9 protein-coding genes are annotated in these 15404 nt (G+C 43.5%); 6 read left to right on the top strand and 3 right to left on the bottom strand.

Translation table 11 applies throughout. The features are described from left to right. The first annotated feature begins 707 nt into the window (after positions 1–707). Complete coding sequence (gene dapA / locus ETF27_RS00420; RefSeq protein ID WP_130829346.1) at positions 708–1592, top strand: 4-hydroxy-tetrahydrodipicolinate synthase; 885 nt, start codon at positions 708–710, stop codon at positions 1590–1592. 37 nt (positions 1593–1629) lie between these two features. Here dapA and ETF27_RS00415 read toward each other — a convergent pair whose 3' ends face one another. Beyond that, the gene (locus tag ETF27_RS00415) at positions 1630–2673 is read right to left on the bottom strand and encodes an asparaginase (RefSeq protein ID WP_130829344.1); all 1044 of its coding nucleotides are present in this window, start codon (positions 2671–2673) and stop codon (positions 1630–1632) included. A gap of 362 nt (positions 2674–3035) precedes the next feature. Between ETF27_RS00415 and ETF27_RS00410 the strand changes: the two genes are divergently transcribed. From ETF27_RS00410 to carB, 5 genes are all read left to right on the top strand, one after another. Further along, a complete protein-coding gene (locus ETF27_RS00410; protein WP_130829342.1) occupies positions 3036–3818 on the top strand; it encodes a polysaccharide biosynthesis/export family protein in 783 nt (260 codons plus the stop codon). Between the two features lie 132 nt (positions 3819–3950). Next, positions 3951–5798: a glutamine--fructose-6-phosphate transaminase (isomerizing) gene (gene glmS / locus ETF27_RS00405; RefSeq protein ID WP_130829340.1), complete on the top strand. Its 1848-nt coding sequence runs from the start codon at positions 3951–3953 to the stop codon at positions 5796–5798. A 29-nt stretch (positions 5799–5827) separates the two neighbouring features. After that, positions 5828–7720 carry an amidophosphoribosyltransferase gene (locus ETF27_RS00400; protein WP_130829338.1) on the top strand — a complete coding sequence of 631 codons (1893 nt, stop codon included), beginning with the start codon at positions 5828–5830 and terminating at the stop codon, positions 7718–7720. Positions 7721–7747: 27 nt separating this feature from the next. Beyond that, entirely contained in the window at positions 7748–8824 is a 1077-nt protein-coding gene (carA, locus tag ETF27_RS00395; RefSeq protein ID WP_130829336.1) for a glutamine-hydrolyzing carbamoyl-phosphate synthase small subunit, read from the top strand. Then, on the top strand, positions 8824–12048 hold the full coding sequence (carB, locus tag ETF27_RS00390) for a carbamoyl-phosphate synthase (glutamine-hydrolyzing) large subunit (protein ID WP_130829335.1): 3225 nt from the start codon (positions 8824–8826) through the stop codon (positions 12046–12048). Before carA ends, carB begins: the two co-directional genes overlap by 1 nt. Positions 12049–12208: 160 nt before the next feature. On the opposite strand, the gene ETF27_RS00385 is transcribed toward carB, so the two are convergent. Beyond that, positions 12209–13816, bottom strand: coding sequence for an NAD(P)/FAD-dependent oxidoreductase (locus tag ETF27_RS00385; protein ID WP_130829333.1), 1608 nt, complete (start codon positions 13814–13816; stop codon positions 12209–12211). 135 nt (positions 13817–13951) lie between these two features. Then, entirely contained in the window at positions 13952–15334 is a 1383-nt protein-coding gene (gene nhaD, locus ETF27_RS00380) for a sodium:proton antiporter NhaD (protein WP_130829331.1), read from the bottom strand. Positions 15335–15404: the final 70 nt, after the last annotated feature.

Below are 15404 nucleotides of genomic sequence, written 5' to 3'. Positions count from 1 at the left end.
AACATAATCCCAACATTTCTACCATACATTTACAGTATTGACATATATTCAACTCCACCGGTCATTAGGAATCCCCGGTGTTGTATGGCTGTGAGAAATCTTTTTCTTTTCTTAATGGTGTCCTGAATGATTTCGTGTAAGTCTCACGCAAGGTTGCAGCAAATCATACGACTTGACGTGTTTTGTTCCAATGCCGTGCAGCACCAATCTCCTCATGGCTTCAATTCGTATTCAGCCAGTGGAAAACAGACACTTAATGCCGGGCATTTGCCCCGACCATCACCGCGAAATTATATTACAAAAGCTGCATCCAGGACACGCTTCGTAATGTATTGATAATCAAGGCGATATTAATTTCGATTTAAAAGCTTAGCTTTTGCGCTTCAATTCATGACCTTTTGCATTCCAAAAGCTAAGCTTTTGCTTGGTAAAAGGTAAGCTTTGGGGATAGATAGAATAAAAAAATAAGATAGTATTGGTTTTTGTCATGTTAGTCGCAGAATTTACTTGTTTGATTTTGCAATACTTAGAAATGTGATTTTTCGACATGGTAAAATCATGAACAATATATCGTTGCTCAAGTTTTTAACAATATAAGTAGGGGTTCAAAATTAAAGTGTTGCGGAATTAAGAATATATAAAAAGTGAATTTTCTTTGATGATTGACAATAATGTGTTACTTTTGCAATGAAACAAAGATAATCAATATGCAAAATGTTTTTCGCGGATTAGGAGTCGCTCTTGTAACACCTTTTAATATTAATGGTGACATTGACTATGGAGCACTTGAGAAATTAATAGAATATCAAATAGAGAACGGTGCAGATTTTTTATGTATTTTAGCCACTACGGGTGAAACCCCATGTCTAACATCAAAGGAGAAAAACGAGCTGACCACTTTCATTAAGTCGGTAGTTAAAGGCAGAGTTCCGATCCTTAAATATTGTGGTGGCAACCATACCGCTGCCGTTGTTGATGAAATTAAAACAAGCGACTGGCAAGGGATTGATGGTATCTTGAGCATCTGTCCCTATTACAACAAGCCCAGTCAGGAAGGACTATATCAGCACTTCAAAGCCATAGCGGAGATATCGCCGTTGCCGATAGTCCTGTATAACGTTCCGGGGCGCACGGGCGTGAACATGAAAGCAGAAACGACAGTGCGTATTGCTAAGGATTTTCCCAATGTAGTGGGAATAAAGGAGGCTTCGGGCGATTTGGCGCAGATAGATGAGATAATGAAACTTAAGCCGACAAATTTCGAGGTGATAAGTGGCGATGACGCTCTAACCTTTCCTATGATTGTCAGCGGCGCGGTTGGTGTCATTTCCGTTATTGGCAACGCGCTGCCAAAAGAGTTTTCAAGAATGATACGATTGGAATTAAATGGAGAATTTGAGTCAGCTCGCAAAATTCACCATCAGTTTACCGAATTGTATAAGCTCCTTTTTGTTGATGGAAATCCTGCGGGATGTAAGGCTTTGCTGAACGATATGGGGATGATAGAAAATGTGTTGCGTCTTCCTTTGGTTCCCACTCGGATTGAGACAAAGAAGAAAATGGACGAAATATTAAAAGGGATGAGACACTAAGTGCTCACCCCTTTGCTTGATTCTCGGAATCGTATTTCTAAGTTCTCGGTATGGTTATTTCTCCAGCCAAGGATTTTTTCATGTATTGGCGAATAATGTCAGAATCCTTGTATCTGGCTTGCAGATGCATGAGTTTTGCCACAGCGGCTTCCACCGTGCTGTCGTATCCTGTTACAATTCCGGCTTCTTTCAGATGATAACCCGCGTCGTAGCGGCTCATCTCTACCTGACCACTGATACATTGGCTGATATTGACAACCACAATACCTCTTTCGGTAGCCTTTTTCAAAAGTTTCATAAGCCAAGGCATTTGAGGGGCGTTTCCACTACCGAAAGAACGCATTACGATGCCTCGCAACTCAGGCGCGTCGAGTACATGTTCCACCAAATGCTCCTCCAAACCGGGAAACAAAGAGAAGATAATGACGTTGTTGTCAAGACCGATATGCGGAATCATTGGTTTATTAAAATCGGGCTTAAGGATGTTATGTTCGTGAAATGTGAAGTTTACTCCGGCCTCGCAGAGATGTGGATAATTGAACGAATCGAATGCGTTAAATTCGTCCGCGTTCTGCTTTGTGGAGCGATTGCCTCGTAGCAAATGCCCATTGAAGTAGATGCATACTTCGGGAACCATTGCCGTGCCATCATCTTTGTAGGTGGATGCCAGTTCGATACTTGTCATTAGGTTTTCTTTTCCGTCTGTTCTGAGTTGCCCTATAGGCAGTTGGGAACCGGTGAGAATAATGGGCTTTGTAAGGTTCTCAAACATGAACGATAACGCCGAAGCAGTGTATGCCATGGTGTCCGTGCCATGCAGAATGACAAACCCATCATACCTATCATATCGGTCGGCGATGATAGTAACAATATCGCCCCAAAGTTTTGGCGACATGTTCGATGAATCGATGGGCGGTACGAATTGATAAGTGTCGATGTCAGTTGTAATTTGCTTAAATTCGGGGACGTTATCAGCTAAATGGTTAAAATCCAAAGGCTCTAAAGCACCGGTAATCGGATTGCTTCCCATACCAATGGTTCCACCGGTGTAAATTAATAAAACTTTATTTGTTCTTTTCATGTTAGTATTATCTTTGGCGCAAAGATACTAAAAAGATTTTACCTGTTTGACATTCTTTCGCCTGATTTTTTCTCTCAAAACACCATAACGTCTCCTTTTATCTACATGGATGGCTAACAGTAAATAGCTGTTTCTTGAAAATAATTGACTAAATGCTTCTCTTTTCTTGCGATAGGTTGTAAAGCGCAATTAAACTTACCCATTTGATAACTTCGTATTCTTTGCGTCCATTTGTATCAAGTTTTTAGGAAAAGGCATCAATAGAAACGGAAAAGTGATTTATTCTTTTGTTGTTATCAAAAAATAGTAGTATTTTTGCAACATCTTTATGAGAATGTTTCTGTTAACATGTTTTTAAATATATGAAGAAATTACTTTTACCCCTTTTTGTATGTGCCATTCTCCTCACCATAGTCGCAGGTTGTGGTTCAAGTAGAAAAATCGTTTATTGGCAAAATATTGACTCTATCAGTTTGGCAGCTTCGAAAGGGTTGTACGATGCGAGAATTATGCCGAAGGATGAATTAAATATCCTTGTACAGACCACTGATCCGGCTACTTCAGAGCCATTTAATTTGAGACAACCTAACCAATATACTATAGATGAACACAGAATTAGTGGATATCTTGTAGATAATGATGGATATATCAATTTCCCATTGGTAGGGAAAATTCATGTGGCGGGCTTGACAAAGAACGAGTGTGAAGATTTGTTGAAAAGCAAAATACAACCCTATATGTCGCGCACGGAAAATCCATTGGTGGCTGTCCGTATGAGTAGTTACAGAGTTACGGTTACCGGCGAAGTGAACCATCCGGGCGTAATTCCGGTAAATACTGAGAAGATGAGTGTGATGGAGGCTTTGGCAGCAGCAGGTGATTTGACGATATACGGTAAACGTGACAATGTAATACTTTTGCGCGAAGATGCCAATGGAGAGAAGCACAAGACTCGTTTAAATCTGAATGACGCGAATATCATTAACTCGCCTTATTTTTATTTACAACAGAATGATATTTTATATGTAGCCCCCAACAGTGTAAAAGCAAAAAACTCCGAAATCGGAAGTTCAACAACAATATGGTTCTCCGTAGTTGGGATTCTAACTTCATTGGCTTCATTAATAGTTAATATTCTCAGATAAAGTATGCTCGTTGAATTTGGAATTAAGATGAAAATTTTATTTTATACTTTCTCTCATGGCTTTTGGTGATTTTCATTAGTTCGTTTCAGAGCAAGTATTAATTTTTATTTTAGATTTCAAGATTTTTTATTTATGTGTGGTATAGTAGGATACATAGGAACAAAGCGACAAGCCTATCCAATATTAATAAACGGATTGAAAAGATTGGAATATCGCGGCTATGATAGTGCCGGAATAGCACTGATGAGTAGTGATAACAATCTGAGTGTATATAAAACAAAAGGAAAAGTCTCGAATTTGGAGGCTTATTGTGCGGAAAAAAACATAGAAGGTACCATTGGTATTGCCCACACTCGCTGGGCAACACATGGCGAACCTTCTTCCACCAATGCGCATCCGCATTATTCACAGTCTAAAAATTTAGCCATCATCCATAACGGCATCATTGAAAATTATGCCGAGATAAAGAAGAAATTACAGGCGAATGGGGTTAAATTCCTTTCTGATACCGATACGGAAGTATTGGTGCAATTAGTGGAATACATTCAAACTCAAAAGAAAACCGATCTTCTCTCCGCCGTTCAAATAGCTTTGCACCAGGTGATAGGGGCCTATGCCATAGCCATTTTGGATAAACGGCATCCCGACACCCTCATTGCCGCACGCAAGCAAAGTCCGCTGGTGGTGGGGATTGGTGATGGAGAGTTCTTCTTAGGTTCGGATGCCAGTCCGATAGTGGAATATACAGACAAGGTGGTTTATCCCGATGATGGCAATATTGTCGTAATGAAACTTGGAGAAGAACTGAAGGTTGTCAATATAGATAATGAGAAACTCTCGCTTGAGGTTAAGAAGGTTGATGTGAATCTTGGTCAAATAGAAAAAGGCGGTTATCCTCATTTCATGTTAAAGGAAATATTTGAGCAACCTGACTGTTTGAGAAACTGTATGCGAGGAAGGATAAACGTAGAGCATGACAATGTAACCCTAAGCGCGCTGATAGATTACCGCAGTAACTTGGTGAACGCCAAGCGCATTATCATTGTTGCTTGTGGAACAAGTTGGCACGCCGGATTAATTGGAAAGCAAATCATAGAGACGTTCTGCCGCGTTCCGGTTGATGTGGAATATGCCAGTGAATTTCGGTATCGCAATCCGGTGGTCTCTCATGATGACGTGGTGATAGCTTTGTCGCAAAGCGGCGAAACAGCCGACACGCTTGCGGCGGTAGAACTTGCTAAAGAGCGAGGAGCCTTTATTTATGGAATATGCAATGCAATAGGTTCGAGCATTCCTCGTGCGACCCATACCGGAACTTATATCCATGTAGGACCAGAAATCGGAGTTGCTTCCACCAAAGCCTTTACAGGTCAGGTTACAGTCTTGACCATGTTCGGATTGGCATTGGCAAACGCCAAAGGCACCCTTTCGCATAATAAATATGTGGAGGTGGTAAAGGAATTGACGTCCATGCCGGATAAGATAACGGAAGTGTTGAAGACCAACGACCTCGTGGCAGATTTGGCTCGGACGTTCACATACGCTCGCAACTTCTTGTATCTCGGCAGAGGATTTAGTTTCCCGGTCGCTTTGGAAGGAGCATTGAAGTTAAAGGAAATATCCTATATCCACGCAGAAGGCTATCCGGCAGCAGAAATGAAGCACGGTCCTATCGCGTTGATAGATTCCGATATGCCGGTTGTTGCAATTGCCACACACAACGCGATGTATGAAAAGGTAAGAAGCAACATACAAGAGATTAAGGCAAGGCAGGGAAGAGTCATCGCTTTGGTTTCAAAAGGAGACACGACCATCTCAAAGATAGCTGATTCTGTTATAGAACTTCCCGACACCTTGGAATGTTTGGAACCACTACTTGCTACAATTCCCCTGCAATTGTTGGCATATCATATAGCAGTTTGCAAAGGTAAGAATGTTGATCAACCCCGAAATCTTGCGAAATCGGTAACTGTAGAGTAATCTTTTTATGAAAAAATAAACATAACCTAATGGAGAAAGAGATACATGAAGATTGTGGCGTGGCCATGATCAGGCTGCTGAAACCTCTCGATTATTATCAGAAGAAATATGGTACATGGAGGTATGCTTTGAACAAGCTCTATCTGATGATGGAGAAACAACACAATCGCGGACAGGAAGGTGCCGGTATGGCGGCCGTGAAACTTTGTTCCGATCCCGGACATGAGTATATGTTTCGTGAGAGAGCTGAAGGAAAGAATGCCGTAACAGAAATATTTGCCAATGTTCATCACTCTTATAAGCATTATTCTGAAGCCCAAATGGCTGACTCTGCTCTTGCCGAAAAAGAAATTCCTTTTGCCGGAGAGCTTTATATGGGACATCTTCGCTACTCCACAACCGGCAAAAGCGGATTATCTTACGTGCATCCTTTTTTGAGAAGAAACAATTGGAAGGCTAAAAATCTTGCCCTGTGTGGCAACTTCAACATGACCAATATCGATGAGATTTTTGAGAAGCTGACCGAGCAAGGACAATGTCCGCGCATTTACAGCGACACTTACATCTTATTGGAGTTGATGGGGCATCGATTGGATAGAGAGGTGGAAAGAAATTTTGTTGCCGCGAAGAAGAAAGGACTTGAAAAGCGGGATATAACAAAATACATCGAAGACCATGTTGATATGAAAAATGTTCTTCAGACCACCATGCACGCTTTCGATGGCGGATATGTCATCTGTGGCATTACAGGTTCGGGCGAGATGTTTTCTATAAGGGATCCTTGGGGCATTCGCCCGGCATTTTATTATATGAATGACGAGATAGTTGCCTTAGCAAGTGAGCGTCCTGTTCTTCAAACCACTTTCGACTTGTCTTGTGAAGATGTGCGTGAGCTTCATCCCGGTGAAGCTCTCATCGTAAATAAAAGCGGGGAATGTTGTTTGCAACAGATTATTGAGCAAAGAGGTGATGCTGCCTGTTCATTTGAACGTATTTATTTTTCAAGAGGGTCGGATAGAGACATCTACAAAGAGCGAAAGAAGTTGGGAGAGCAGCTCACTCAAAATGTCTTGCAATCCATTGATTACGACACGTCTCACACTGTGTTATCGTTTATACCAAATACGGCAGAAGTCGCATTCTACGGTCTTTTACAGGGACTTAAGTTTTGGCTCAACGAACAAAAGGTGGAACGTATCAAGGCTTTGGGACATCAGCCCTCGGAAGACGAACTATCAACCATACTCAATCAGTCGATTCGTTCTGAGAAGGTGGCATGGAAAGATATTAAGTTACGTACTTTTATTACTGAGGGCAATTCGAGAAGAGATTTAGCATCCCATGTGTATGACATCAGCTATGAGAGTATCGTTCCTTATGAAGATAATCTTGTCATCATCGACGACTCCATCGTAAGGGGAACAACGTTGAAAGAGAGTATATTGCGCATCCTCGACCGATTGCATCCCAAGAAGATAGTCATTGTTTCCAGTGCTCCGCAAATCCGTTATCCTGATTATTATGGTATTGATATGCCGCGATTGGAAGAGTTTTGTGTTTTCCGGGCAACAGTGGAGCTGATAAAGGAACGTAAACAAGGTCGGCTGTTGGATGAGGTCTATGAGGATTGTAAACGAGAAGTGAGCAAAGGGCAAGGCGAAACTATCAACAATGCCGTTCGTAAGGTATATTCCCCTTTCTCTATAGATGAAATCAATAGAAAGATAGTGGAAATGTTGCGTCCCGATGGTATGACAACTCCTGTGGATTTAGTGTATCAAAGCATCGAGGGACTGCATGAAGCTATCCCCAATCATAAGGGAGATTGGTATTTTACAGGGGATTATCCCACGTCCGGTGGTATGCGGCACGTTAATCAGGCTTTCATAAATTACTATGAAAATGTCTATAGCAAAGAATAATTCGGAATCAAGCAATTATATAATATAATGAGAAATGTAACTTTAGTCTTAAATGACGGTACTGAATTTCATGGAAAGTCATTTGGTTATGATGCCCCAGTAGCCGGCGAGGTGGTGTTTAACACAGCTATGATGGGCTATCCCGAAAGTCTGACCGACCCTTCGTATGCCGGTCAGATGCTTGTAATGACCTTTCCTTTAGTTGGTAATTACGGTGTACCACCGTTTACAATAGAGCAAAACAAAATTCCATCTTATATGGAGAGCAACAAGATATATGTTTCTGCCCTTATTGTATCAGACTATAGTGAGGCTTATTCACATTGGAACGCCGTGGAGAGTTTGGCAAGCTGGTTGAAGAGGGAACATGTCCCGGGTATCACCGGCATCGATACTCGCGAGCTTACGAAGGTGTTGCGCGAGCATGGTGTGATGATGGGCAAGATAATATTTGACGACGAGCCTGACAACATTCCCGAAGCTCATTATGAGGGAGTGAACTTCGTAGATATTGTCTCAACGAAAGAAATCATAAAGTATAATGAAGGTGGCGGAAAGAAGGTGATTCTCGTGGACTGTGGAGTAAAGGCAAACATCCTTCGCGAACTGGTCAGCAGGAATGTAGAAGTAATTAGCGTTCCATGGAACTATGATTATACAGGGATGGACTATGATGGATTGTTCCTTGCCAACGGACCCGGCGATCCTGATATGTGCGCCGATGCCGTTGCCATTATCCGTAAGCAGATGAATGCCGGTTCCAAGCCGATATGCGGCATCTGTATGGGTAATCAATTGATGGCAAAGGCTGCCGGAGCTACCATCTATAAACTGAAATACGGACACCGTGGTCATAATCAGCCGGTACGCATGGTGGGTACGAATAAGTGCTATATAACCTCTCAGAACCATGGTTACGCCCTGGACGCCAAGACGCTTGATAAGGATTGGGAAGAACTCTTTGTGAATATGAACGATGGCAGCAATGAAGGAATCAGGCATAAGACTCATCCTTGGTTCAGTTCGCAATTCCACCCGGAGGCAAGTTCCGGACCCATGGATACTGAATTTATTTTCGACAAATTTGTAGGAGCACTGAAATAATGAGAGACGAATCAATAAAGAAAGTCCTGATATTGGGTTCAGGCGCATTAAAGATTGGTGAAGCGGGAGAATTCGATTACTCTGGTTCTCAAGCATTAAAGGCATTGCGCGAGGAAGGTATTTCCACAGTGCTTATCAACCCAAACATTGCAACTGTTCAGACATCAGAAGGGGTAGCCGACCAAATTTATTTCCTACCCATACAGCCCTACTTTGTAGAGCGTGTCATTCAGAAGGAAAAGCCGGATGGTATTCTTCTTTCTTTTGGTGGGCAAACGGCACTTAACTGTGGTGTGGAGCTTGACCGTTCGGGAGTGTTGCGAAAATACAATGTAAAGGTATTGGGAACACCCGTTGAAGCCATCATGAACACAGAAGACCGAGAACTGTTCGTCGAACGGCTGGACGAGATAGACGTAAAGACCATTAAGAGCGAGGCTTGCGAAGATATACGAAGCGCGCGCGAAGCAGCAAAAACGCTCGGTTATCCCGTCATCATCAGAGCTGCCTATGCCTTGGGTGGCTTGGGAAGTGGCTTTGCCGATAATGAGGAAGAACTCGACAAAATCTGCGAGAAAGCCTTCTCTTTCTCGCCACAAGTCTTGGTGGAGAAAAGTCTTAAGGGATGGAAAGAGATAGAATATGAAGTGGTGCGCGACCGTTACGATAACTGCATCACGGTCTGTAACATGGAGAACTTCGATCCCCTTGGCATCCATACAGGAGAGTCGATTGTGGTAGCACCCTCGCAAACCCTTACCAATAGCGAATATCATAAGCTTAGAGCGCTTGCCATTCGCATCGTGCGCCATATAGGTATCGTGGGCGAGTGCAATGTGCAGTATGCTTTCGACCCACAAAGCGAGGATTACCGGGTCATCGAGGTAAATGCCCGCCTTTCGCGCTCCTCGGCCTTGGCAAGCAAGGCCACAGGCTATCCCTTGGCTTTCGTGGCTGCAAAGCTCGGTATGGGATACGGACTCTTTGAACTGAAGAACTCCGTTACCAAAACAACATCGGCATTCTTCGAACCTGCACTCGACTACGTTGTATGTAAGATACCCCGTTGGGACTTGAGCAAGTTCCGTGGCGTGGACAAGGAATTAGGATCAAGCATGAAATCGGTGGGCGAGGTCATGGCAATTGGTAGGAACTTTGAAGAAGCCATACAAAAAGGTCTCCGAATGATAGGACAGGGTATGCATGGTTTTGTAGAGAACAAGGAACTGCAAATCCCGGACATCGACGAAGCTCTGCGTGAACCCACAGACAAACGCGTCTTTGTCATCTCAAAGGCAATGCATAAAGGTTATACCGTGAACCAAATCCATGACCTGACAAAGATAGATTGTTGGTTCCTTAACAAGCTCAAGCACATCATTGATATTGATGAGGGACTGAAAGCACACAATATCAACACTTTGGACAAGGAACAATTGCGTGAAGCAAAGGTATATGGGTTCACCGACTTTCAAATCGCCCGCGCCGTTGGGTTGGAGGAAGAGTGTAAGAACATGCATCAAGCGATGCTCGTTGTTCGCAAGCTACGCAAGAGTTATGGTATTCTTCCCGTGGTAAAGCAAATCGATACCCTCGCCGCTGAATATCCTGCCCAAACCAACTATCTTTATGTTACCTATTCGGGCATAAAATCCGACATCAGATTTGTGAACGACCGCAACAGCGTCATCGTTCTTGGATCGGGAGCCTATCGCATTGGAAGTTCCGTGGAGTTCGATTGGTGTGGCGTCCAAGCCTTAAATACCATTCGCAAGCAGGGCTATCGTTCCATCATGATCAATTACAACCCGGAGACTGTATCCACCGATTATGACATGTGCGACCGCCTCTATTTCGATGAACTTACTTTCGAGCGTGTTATGGACATCATCGATTTTGAAAGTCCACACGGCGTGATAGTCTCTACAGGCGGACAGATTCCCAATAATCTTGCCATGTATCTTGATGCCGAGAACGTTACCATTCTTGGAACAAAGGCAAAGGACATCGACAATGCTGAAGATCGCGCCAAGTTTTCCTCGCTGCTCTCCGAACGAGGCATTAACCAACCCGAATGGCGTGCACTCACGAGCATGGACGATATCAACGAATTCGTGGATAAGGTAGGATTTCCTGTTCTTGTACGTCCCTCCTATGTCCTCTCAGGTGCAGCGATGAACGTATGCTCCAATAAGGATGAGCTGACGAAGTTCCTCCGGTTGGCAGCCAATGTTAGCGAGGATCATCCTGTGGTGGTCAGCAAGTTCATTGAGCATGCTAAGGAAATTGAGATGGATGCAGTGGCAAGGGACGGAGAGATACTTGCTTATGCCATTTCCGAACATATCGAGTTTGCCGGAGTTCACTCCGGTGATGCCACCATACAGTTCCCCCCACAGAAACTCTACGTGGAAACCGTGCGCCGCGTGAAACGCATCAGTCGGCAGATAGCAAAGGCATTGCATATTAATGGTCCGTTCAACATACAATTCATGGCACGCGAGAACGATATTTTGGTCATTGAGTGCAACCTTCGTGCGAGCCGTTCCTTCCCATTCGTAAGCAAGGTTTTGAAACTCAACTTGATTGACCTTGCCACGAAGGTAATGTTAGGCGTGTCCGTGGAAAAGCCAAGTAAGAACCTCTTCGATCTTGACTATGTGGGCATAAAGGCAAGTCAGTTTTCTTTCAATCGTTTGCAAAAGGCAGACCCAGTCTTGGGCGTTGATATGAGTTCCACCGGCGAGGTGGGATGCCTTGGCGATGACACTTCAACCGCCTTACTGAAGAGCATGCTTTCGGTGGGGCATCGCATTCCGAAGAAGAATATTCTTCTTTCCACAGGTGGTGCAAAGCAAAAAGCCGAAATGCTCGACGCGGCAAAAATGTTGCGCAACCATGGTTATAACCTCTACGCAACCGGAGGCACCTCCAAGTTCTTGACGGAGAATGGCGTGGATAACACATTGGTTTATTGGCCCTCTGATGAGGGTATGCAGCCACAGGCACTCAGCCTCTTGCACGAGAAGAAGATAGACATGGTAGTGAACATTCCCAAAGACCTCACGCCTCGCGAACTGACCAACGGCTATAAAATCAGGCGTGCCACCATCGACCTGAACATACCATTGATTACGAATAGCCGTCTTGCCAGCGCGTTCATCACGGCATTTTGCAACAACAGCCTCGATACCATCGATATCAAGGCTTGGGGAGAATACTGATCCATTCATGCTTTTACCATCTCGAGGCTCATGCATGCCAATGCTATGAGCCTCGAGATAAAACAATTCATAAGGAAATAATAAGATAAAATCTCTATCTATTCGTGCCTGATGGTGCAAGACATTAGCCTACATAGACAGATGATATAGTGGGGGAGTATTATTTCATTATCTGTTTTTTGATGTCAGTCAGCGATGCTTCAACATATAATTTCGCCATCTCAGCACATCGTTCTCCATCCATACCCGCACTGACAATTCCTCCGGCATACCCGGCTCCTTCGCCACAGGGAAAAAGTCCGCGCAATCGCAGATGCATCAGGGTGTCAGGTTCTCTGAGAATACGCACCGGAGAACTTGTTCGCGTTTCGACAGCTATCATCAAAGCCTCCTTGGTGAGAAAACCATGAGCCTGTTTTCCAAAGGTTTGGAACGCCTCCTGCAATCTAATGGTAACGAAAGGTGGCATCCAAAAATGCAATGGGCTTGATATTAACCCCGGCGTATAGCTTGATGAGGGCAAATCATAGGACAAGCGCTTGTTTACGAAGTCAGTCATGCGTTGTGCCGGAGCAGTCTGCCGCATGTTGCCCTGTTGCCATGCGTCTTGTTCCATGCGTTCTTGAAAAGTAAGCATCCTAAGTAAGTCATTACCCGGCAGGTCATCAGGATTTACTTGTACCACCATTCCCGAATTTGACCATTTGGAACCTCTATTGGCAGTGCTCATTCCGTTGGTAACGATTTGCCGTGGTCCCGATGCGGAAGGAATAACAAAGCCCCCGGGACACATACAGAACGAATAAACACCTCGTTGGCGCGCCTGAGTTACAAAAGAATATTCAGCGGCGGGGAGATATTTTCCCCTACCTGTCTTATTATGATACTGAATTTGGTCAATAAGCTGCGATGGATGTTCCAATCTCACTCCCACGGCTATTCCCTTAGGCTCCATCTCAACTTTGCTTTCCGCTAAATAGCGATACACATCACGAGCAGAATGACCTGTGGCAAGTATGACCGGTCCATGAAACACTTTTTCAATTTGGATGTCGCTCTCGAAAACCGTCTTGGCACGAACCCCAATAACTTTGTTGGAATCGATGATAAAGGAGGTCATCTTTGTTTGAAAATATACTTCTCCCCCACACGATCGGATAGTATTTCGCATATTCTCAATCACTTTCGGGAGTTTATCCGTACCAATATGAGGATGAGCATCCGACAATATGGCAGGAGAGGCTCCATGCTGACAGAACACATTCAGAATTTTCTCCACCGAACCTCGCTTCTTACTTCGAGTGTAGAGTTTTCCATCAGAGTTTGCACCGGCTCCTCCTTCTCCAAAACAATAATTGGATTCGGGATTTACTTTCTGAGTTTTAGAAATCAAGGATAAATCCTTATTGCGTTCTCGAACAGATTTCCCTCGCTCAAGCACGATGGGGCGCAAGCCTAATTCAATGAGACGAAGTGCGGCAAAAAACCCACCGGGTCCCGCGCCTACGACTATTACAGCAGGAGCGGAACTTACATCAGCATATTCAGTTCTCACGAAAACATCATCGGTAGGTTCTTCGTTTATATAAACCCGCACTTTCAAGTTGATATATATATCCCTGTGTCGGGCGTCTATTGACTTTTTCAATGTGCGAACCGCATGGATGGTTCTCGCATCCAATCCCTTATCCCGGGCAAGAAACGCTTTAATGTTTTGTTCGTTGTAAGCTGTTTGTGGGGTAACCCTAAGTTGATATTCCTGTATCATAATTAATCAAAAAAAACTTACTCGTATATCTTCGTTAAAAAAAATACCCAAGAGGAGACTTCCAAGACAATGGGAGTGCGCCTTTTGGGTATAGAATTAATAAAGAAATCTATCGACCTCTATACTGCGACAAACTTATAGCGGAGTGGTTAAAAGGAAATTGCGAATAACCCAATAACTGAGAATCCCCGCAATATAGCCCACGAAAGCTATCCATGTAATCTTCTTCATATACCATCCGAAAGTGATTTTTTCCAAACCCATTACGACTACTCCGGCAGCACTGCCAATAATCAGCATGGAACCTCCCACACCTGCACAATAAGCCAGCAACTGCCAAAAGATGCCATCTACTGCCATATCCCCGGCAGCCTGAATGGGATACATACCCATACAACCGGCTACTAATGGCACGTTGTCCACAATGGATGAAAGCACACCTATAATTCCTGTTACCGCATAGTGGTTCTCATTGAATATATCATTTAAGGAACCACCCATCTGTGTCAACAATCCTATTTCCTGCAAACAAGCGACTGCCATCAAAATGCCAAGAAAAAAGAGGATGGTGGACATGTCTATTCTGCGCATGATATTGGAAACACGTTTAGCGAAATTTTGATTGCCTCCGTTCTTTCGATGCAAATGACGATAGAATAGCTCTGTTACCGTCCATAAGACGCTAAGGACGAGTAATATACCCACAAACGGAGGCAGATGGGTAATGGACTTGAATATAGGTACAAAGCAAAGACCTCCCACACCAACAATAAAAATTACCTTACGCTGCTTGCTTCCAAATTCCTCATCAGACACTTCAGATTCCACTATCTTTTCAACATCGCTTTCCATGTCGCCTTTCAACATGTACTGAAGGATGAAAGCCGGAATAACCATCGACACCAATGATGGTATAAAGATTTCCGAAATAACTCCCACAGCGGTAATCATTCCCGCATTCCACAGCATAATGGTTGTAACGTCCCCTATCGGTGAGAAAGCCCCTCCCGAATTGGCAGCGATGATAACCAAAGAAGCATATATCAGTCGATCGTTATGGTTGCGAATGAGTTTCCGCAGAATCATAATCATTACAATACTCGTCGTAAGATTGTCGAGTATGGCAGAGAGTATAAAGGTCATAAAAGCTATGCGCCACATCAAACTGCGTTTCGACTTGGTTTGCATGACATTTTTCACCCAATTGAAGCCGCCATTTTGATCCACTATCTCAACGATGGTCATGGCTCCCATTAAGAAAAACAAAGTCGTTGCCGTATCACCCAAATGACGTGTAATGACTTCATTGACAAACGTAATAACTTCTTGACCTACACCCTTAAAGTCGGGATGCATGATTTGTATGAAAGATGCCGGATTAATCATGTAAAGTGTCCAACAGCATACAAACATTAGTAAGGCAATAGCAGCCTTATTGATTTTTGTCAGGCTTTCCATTGCAATCAGGGCGTACCCTAATACAAAAGCAACAATAATTGAAATTGATAGTGTTGACATTTTTATTAAATTTAATTTGACGACAAAGGTACACAAAAGTTATGAGTAAGACATAAATAGTATGGGAAAA

It is taken from the genome of Prevotella brunnea (genome assembly GCF_008016795.1).
Taxonomy (GTDB): Bacteria; Bacteroidota; Bacteroidia; order Bacteroidales; family Bacteroidaceae; genus Prevotella; species Prevotella brunnea.
This window is presented reverse-complemented; position numbering and strand designations above follow the sequence as displayed.

Coding starts and splice junctions, on each gene's coding strand:
- ETF27_RS00385 (WP_130829333.1), bottom strand. CDS start 13,816: ATGATACAGGAATATCAACTTAGGGTTACCCCACAAACAGCTTACAAC.
- ETF27_RS00415 (WP_130829344.1), bottom strand. CDS start 2,673: ATGAAAAGAACAAATAAAGTTTTATTAATTTACACCGGTGGAACCATT.
- glmS (WP_130829340.1), top strand. CDS start 3,951: ATGTGTGGTATAGTAGGATACATAGGAACAAAGCGACAAGCCTATCCA.
- dapA (WP_130829346.1), top strand. CDS start 708: ATGCAAAATGTTTTTCGCGGATTAGGAGTCGCTCTTGTAACACCTTTT.
- nhaD (WP_130829331.1), bottom strand. CDS start 15,334: ATGTCAACACTATCAATTTCAATTATTGTTGCTTTTGTATTAGGGTAC.
- carB (WP_130829335.1), top strand. CDS start 8,824: ATGAGAGACGAATCAATAAAGAAAGTCCTGATATTGGGTTCAGGCGCA.
- ETF27_RS00400 (WP_130829338.1), top strand. CDS start 5,828: ATGGAGAAAGAGATACATGAAGATTGTGGCGTGGCCATGATCAGGCTG.
- carA (WP_130829336.1), top strand. CDS start 7,748: ATGAGAAATGTAACTTTAGTCTTAAATGACGGTACTGAATTTCATGGA.
- ETF27_RS00410 (WP_130829342.1), top strand. CDS start 3,036: ATGAAGAAATTACTTTTACCCCTTTTTGTATGTGCCATTCTCCTCACC.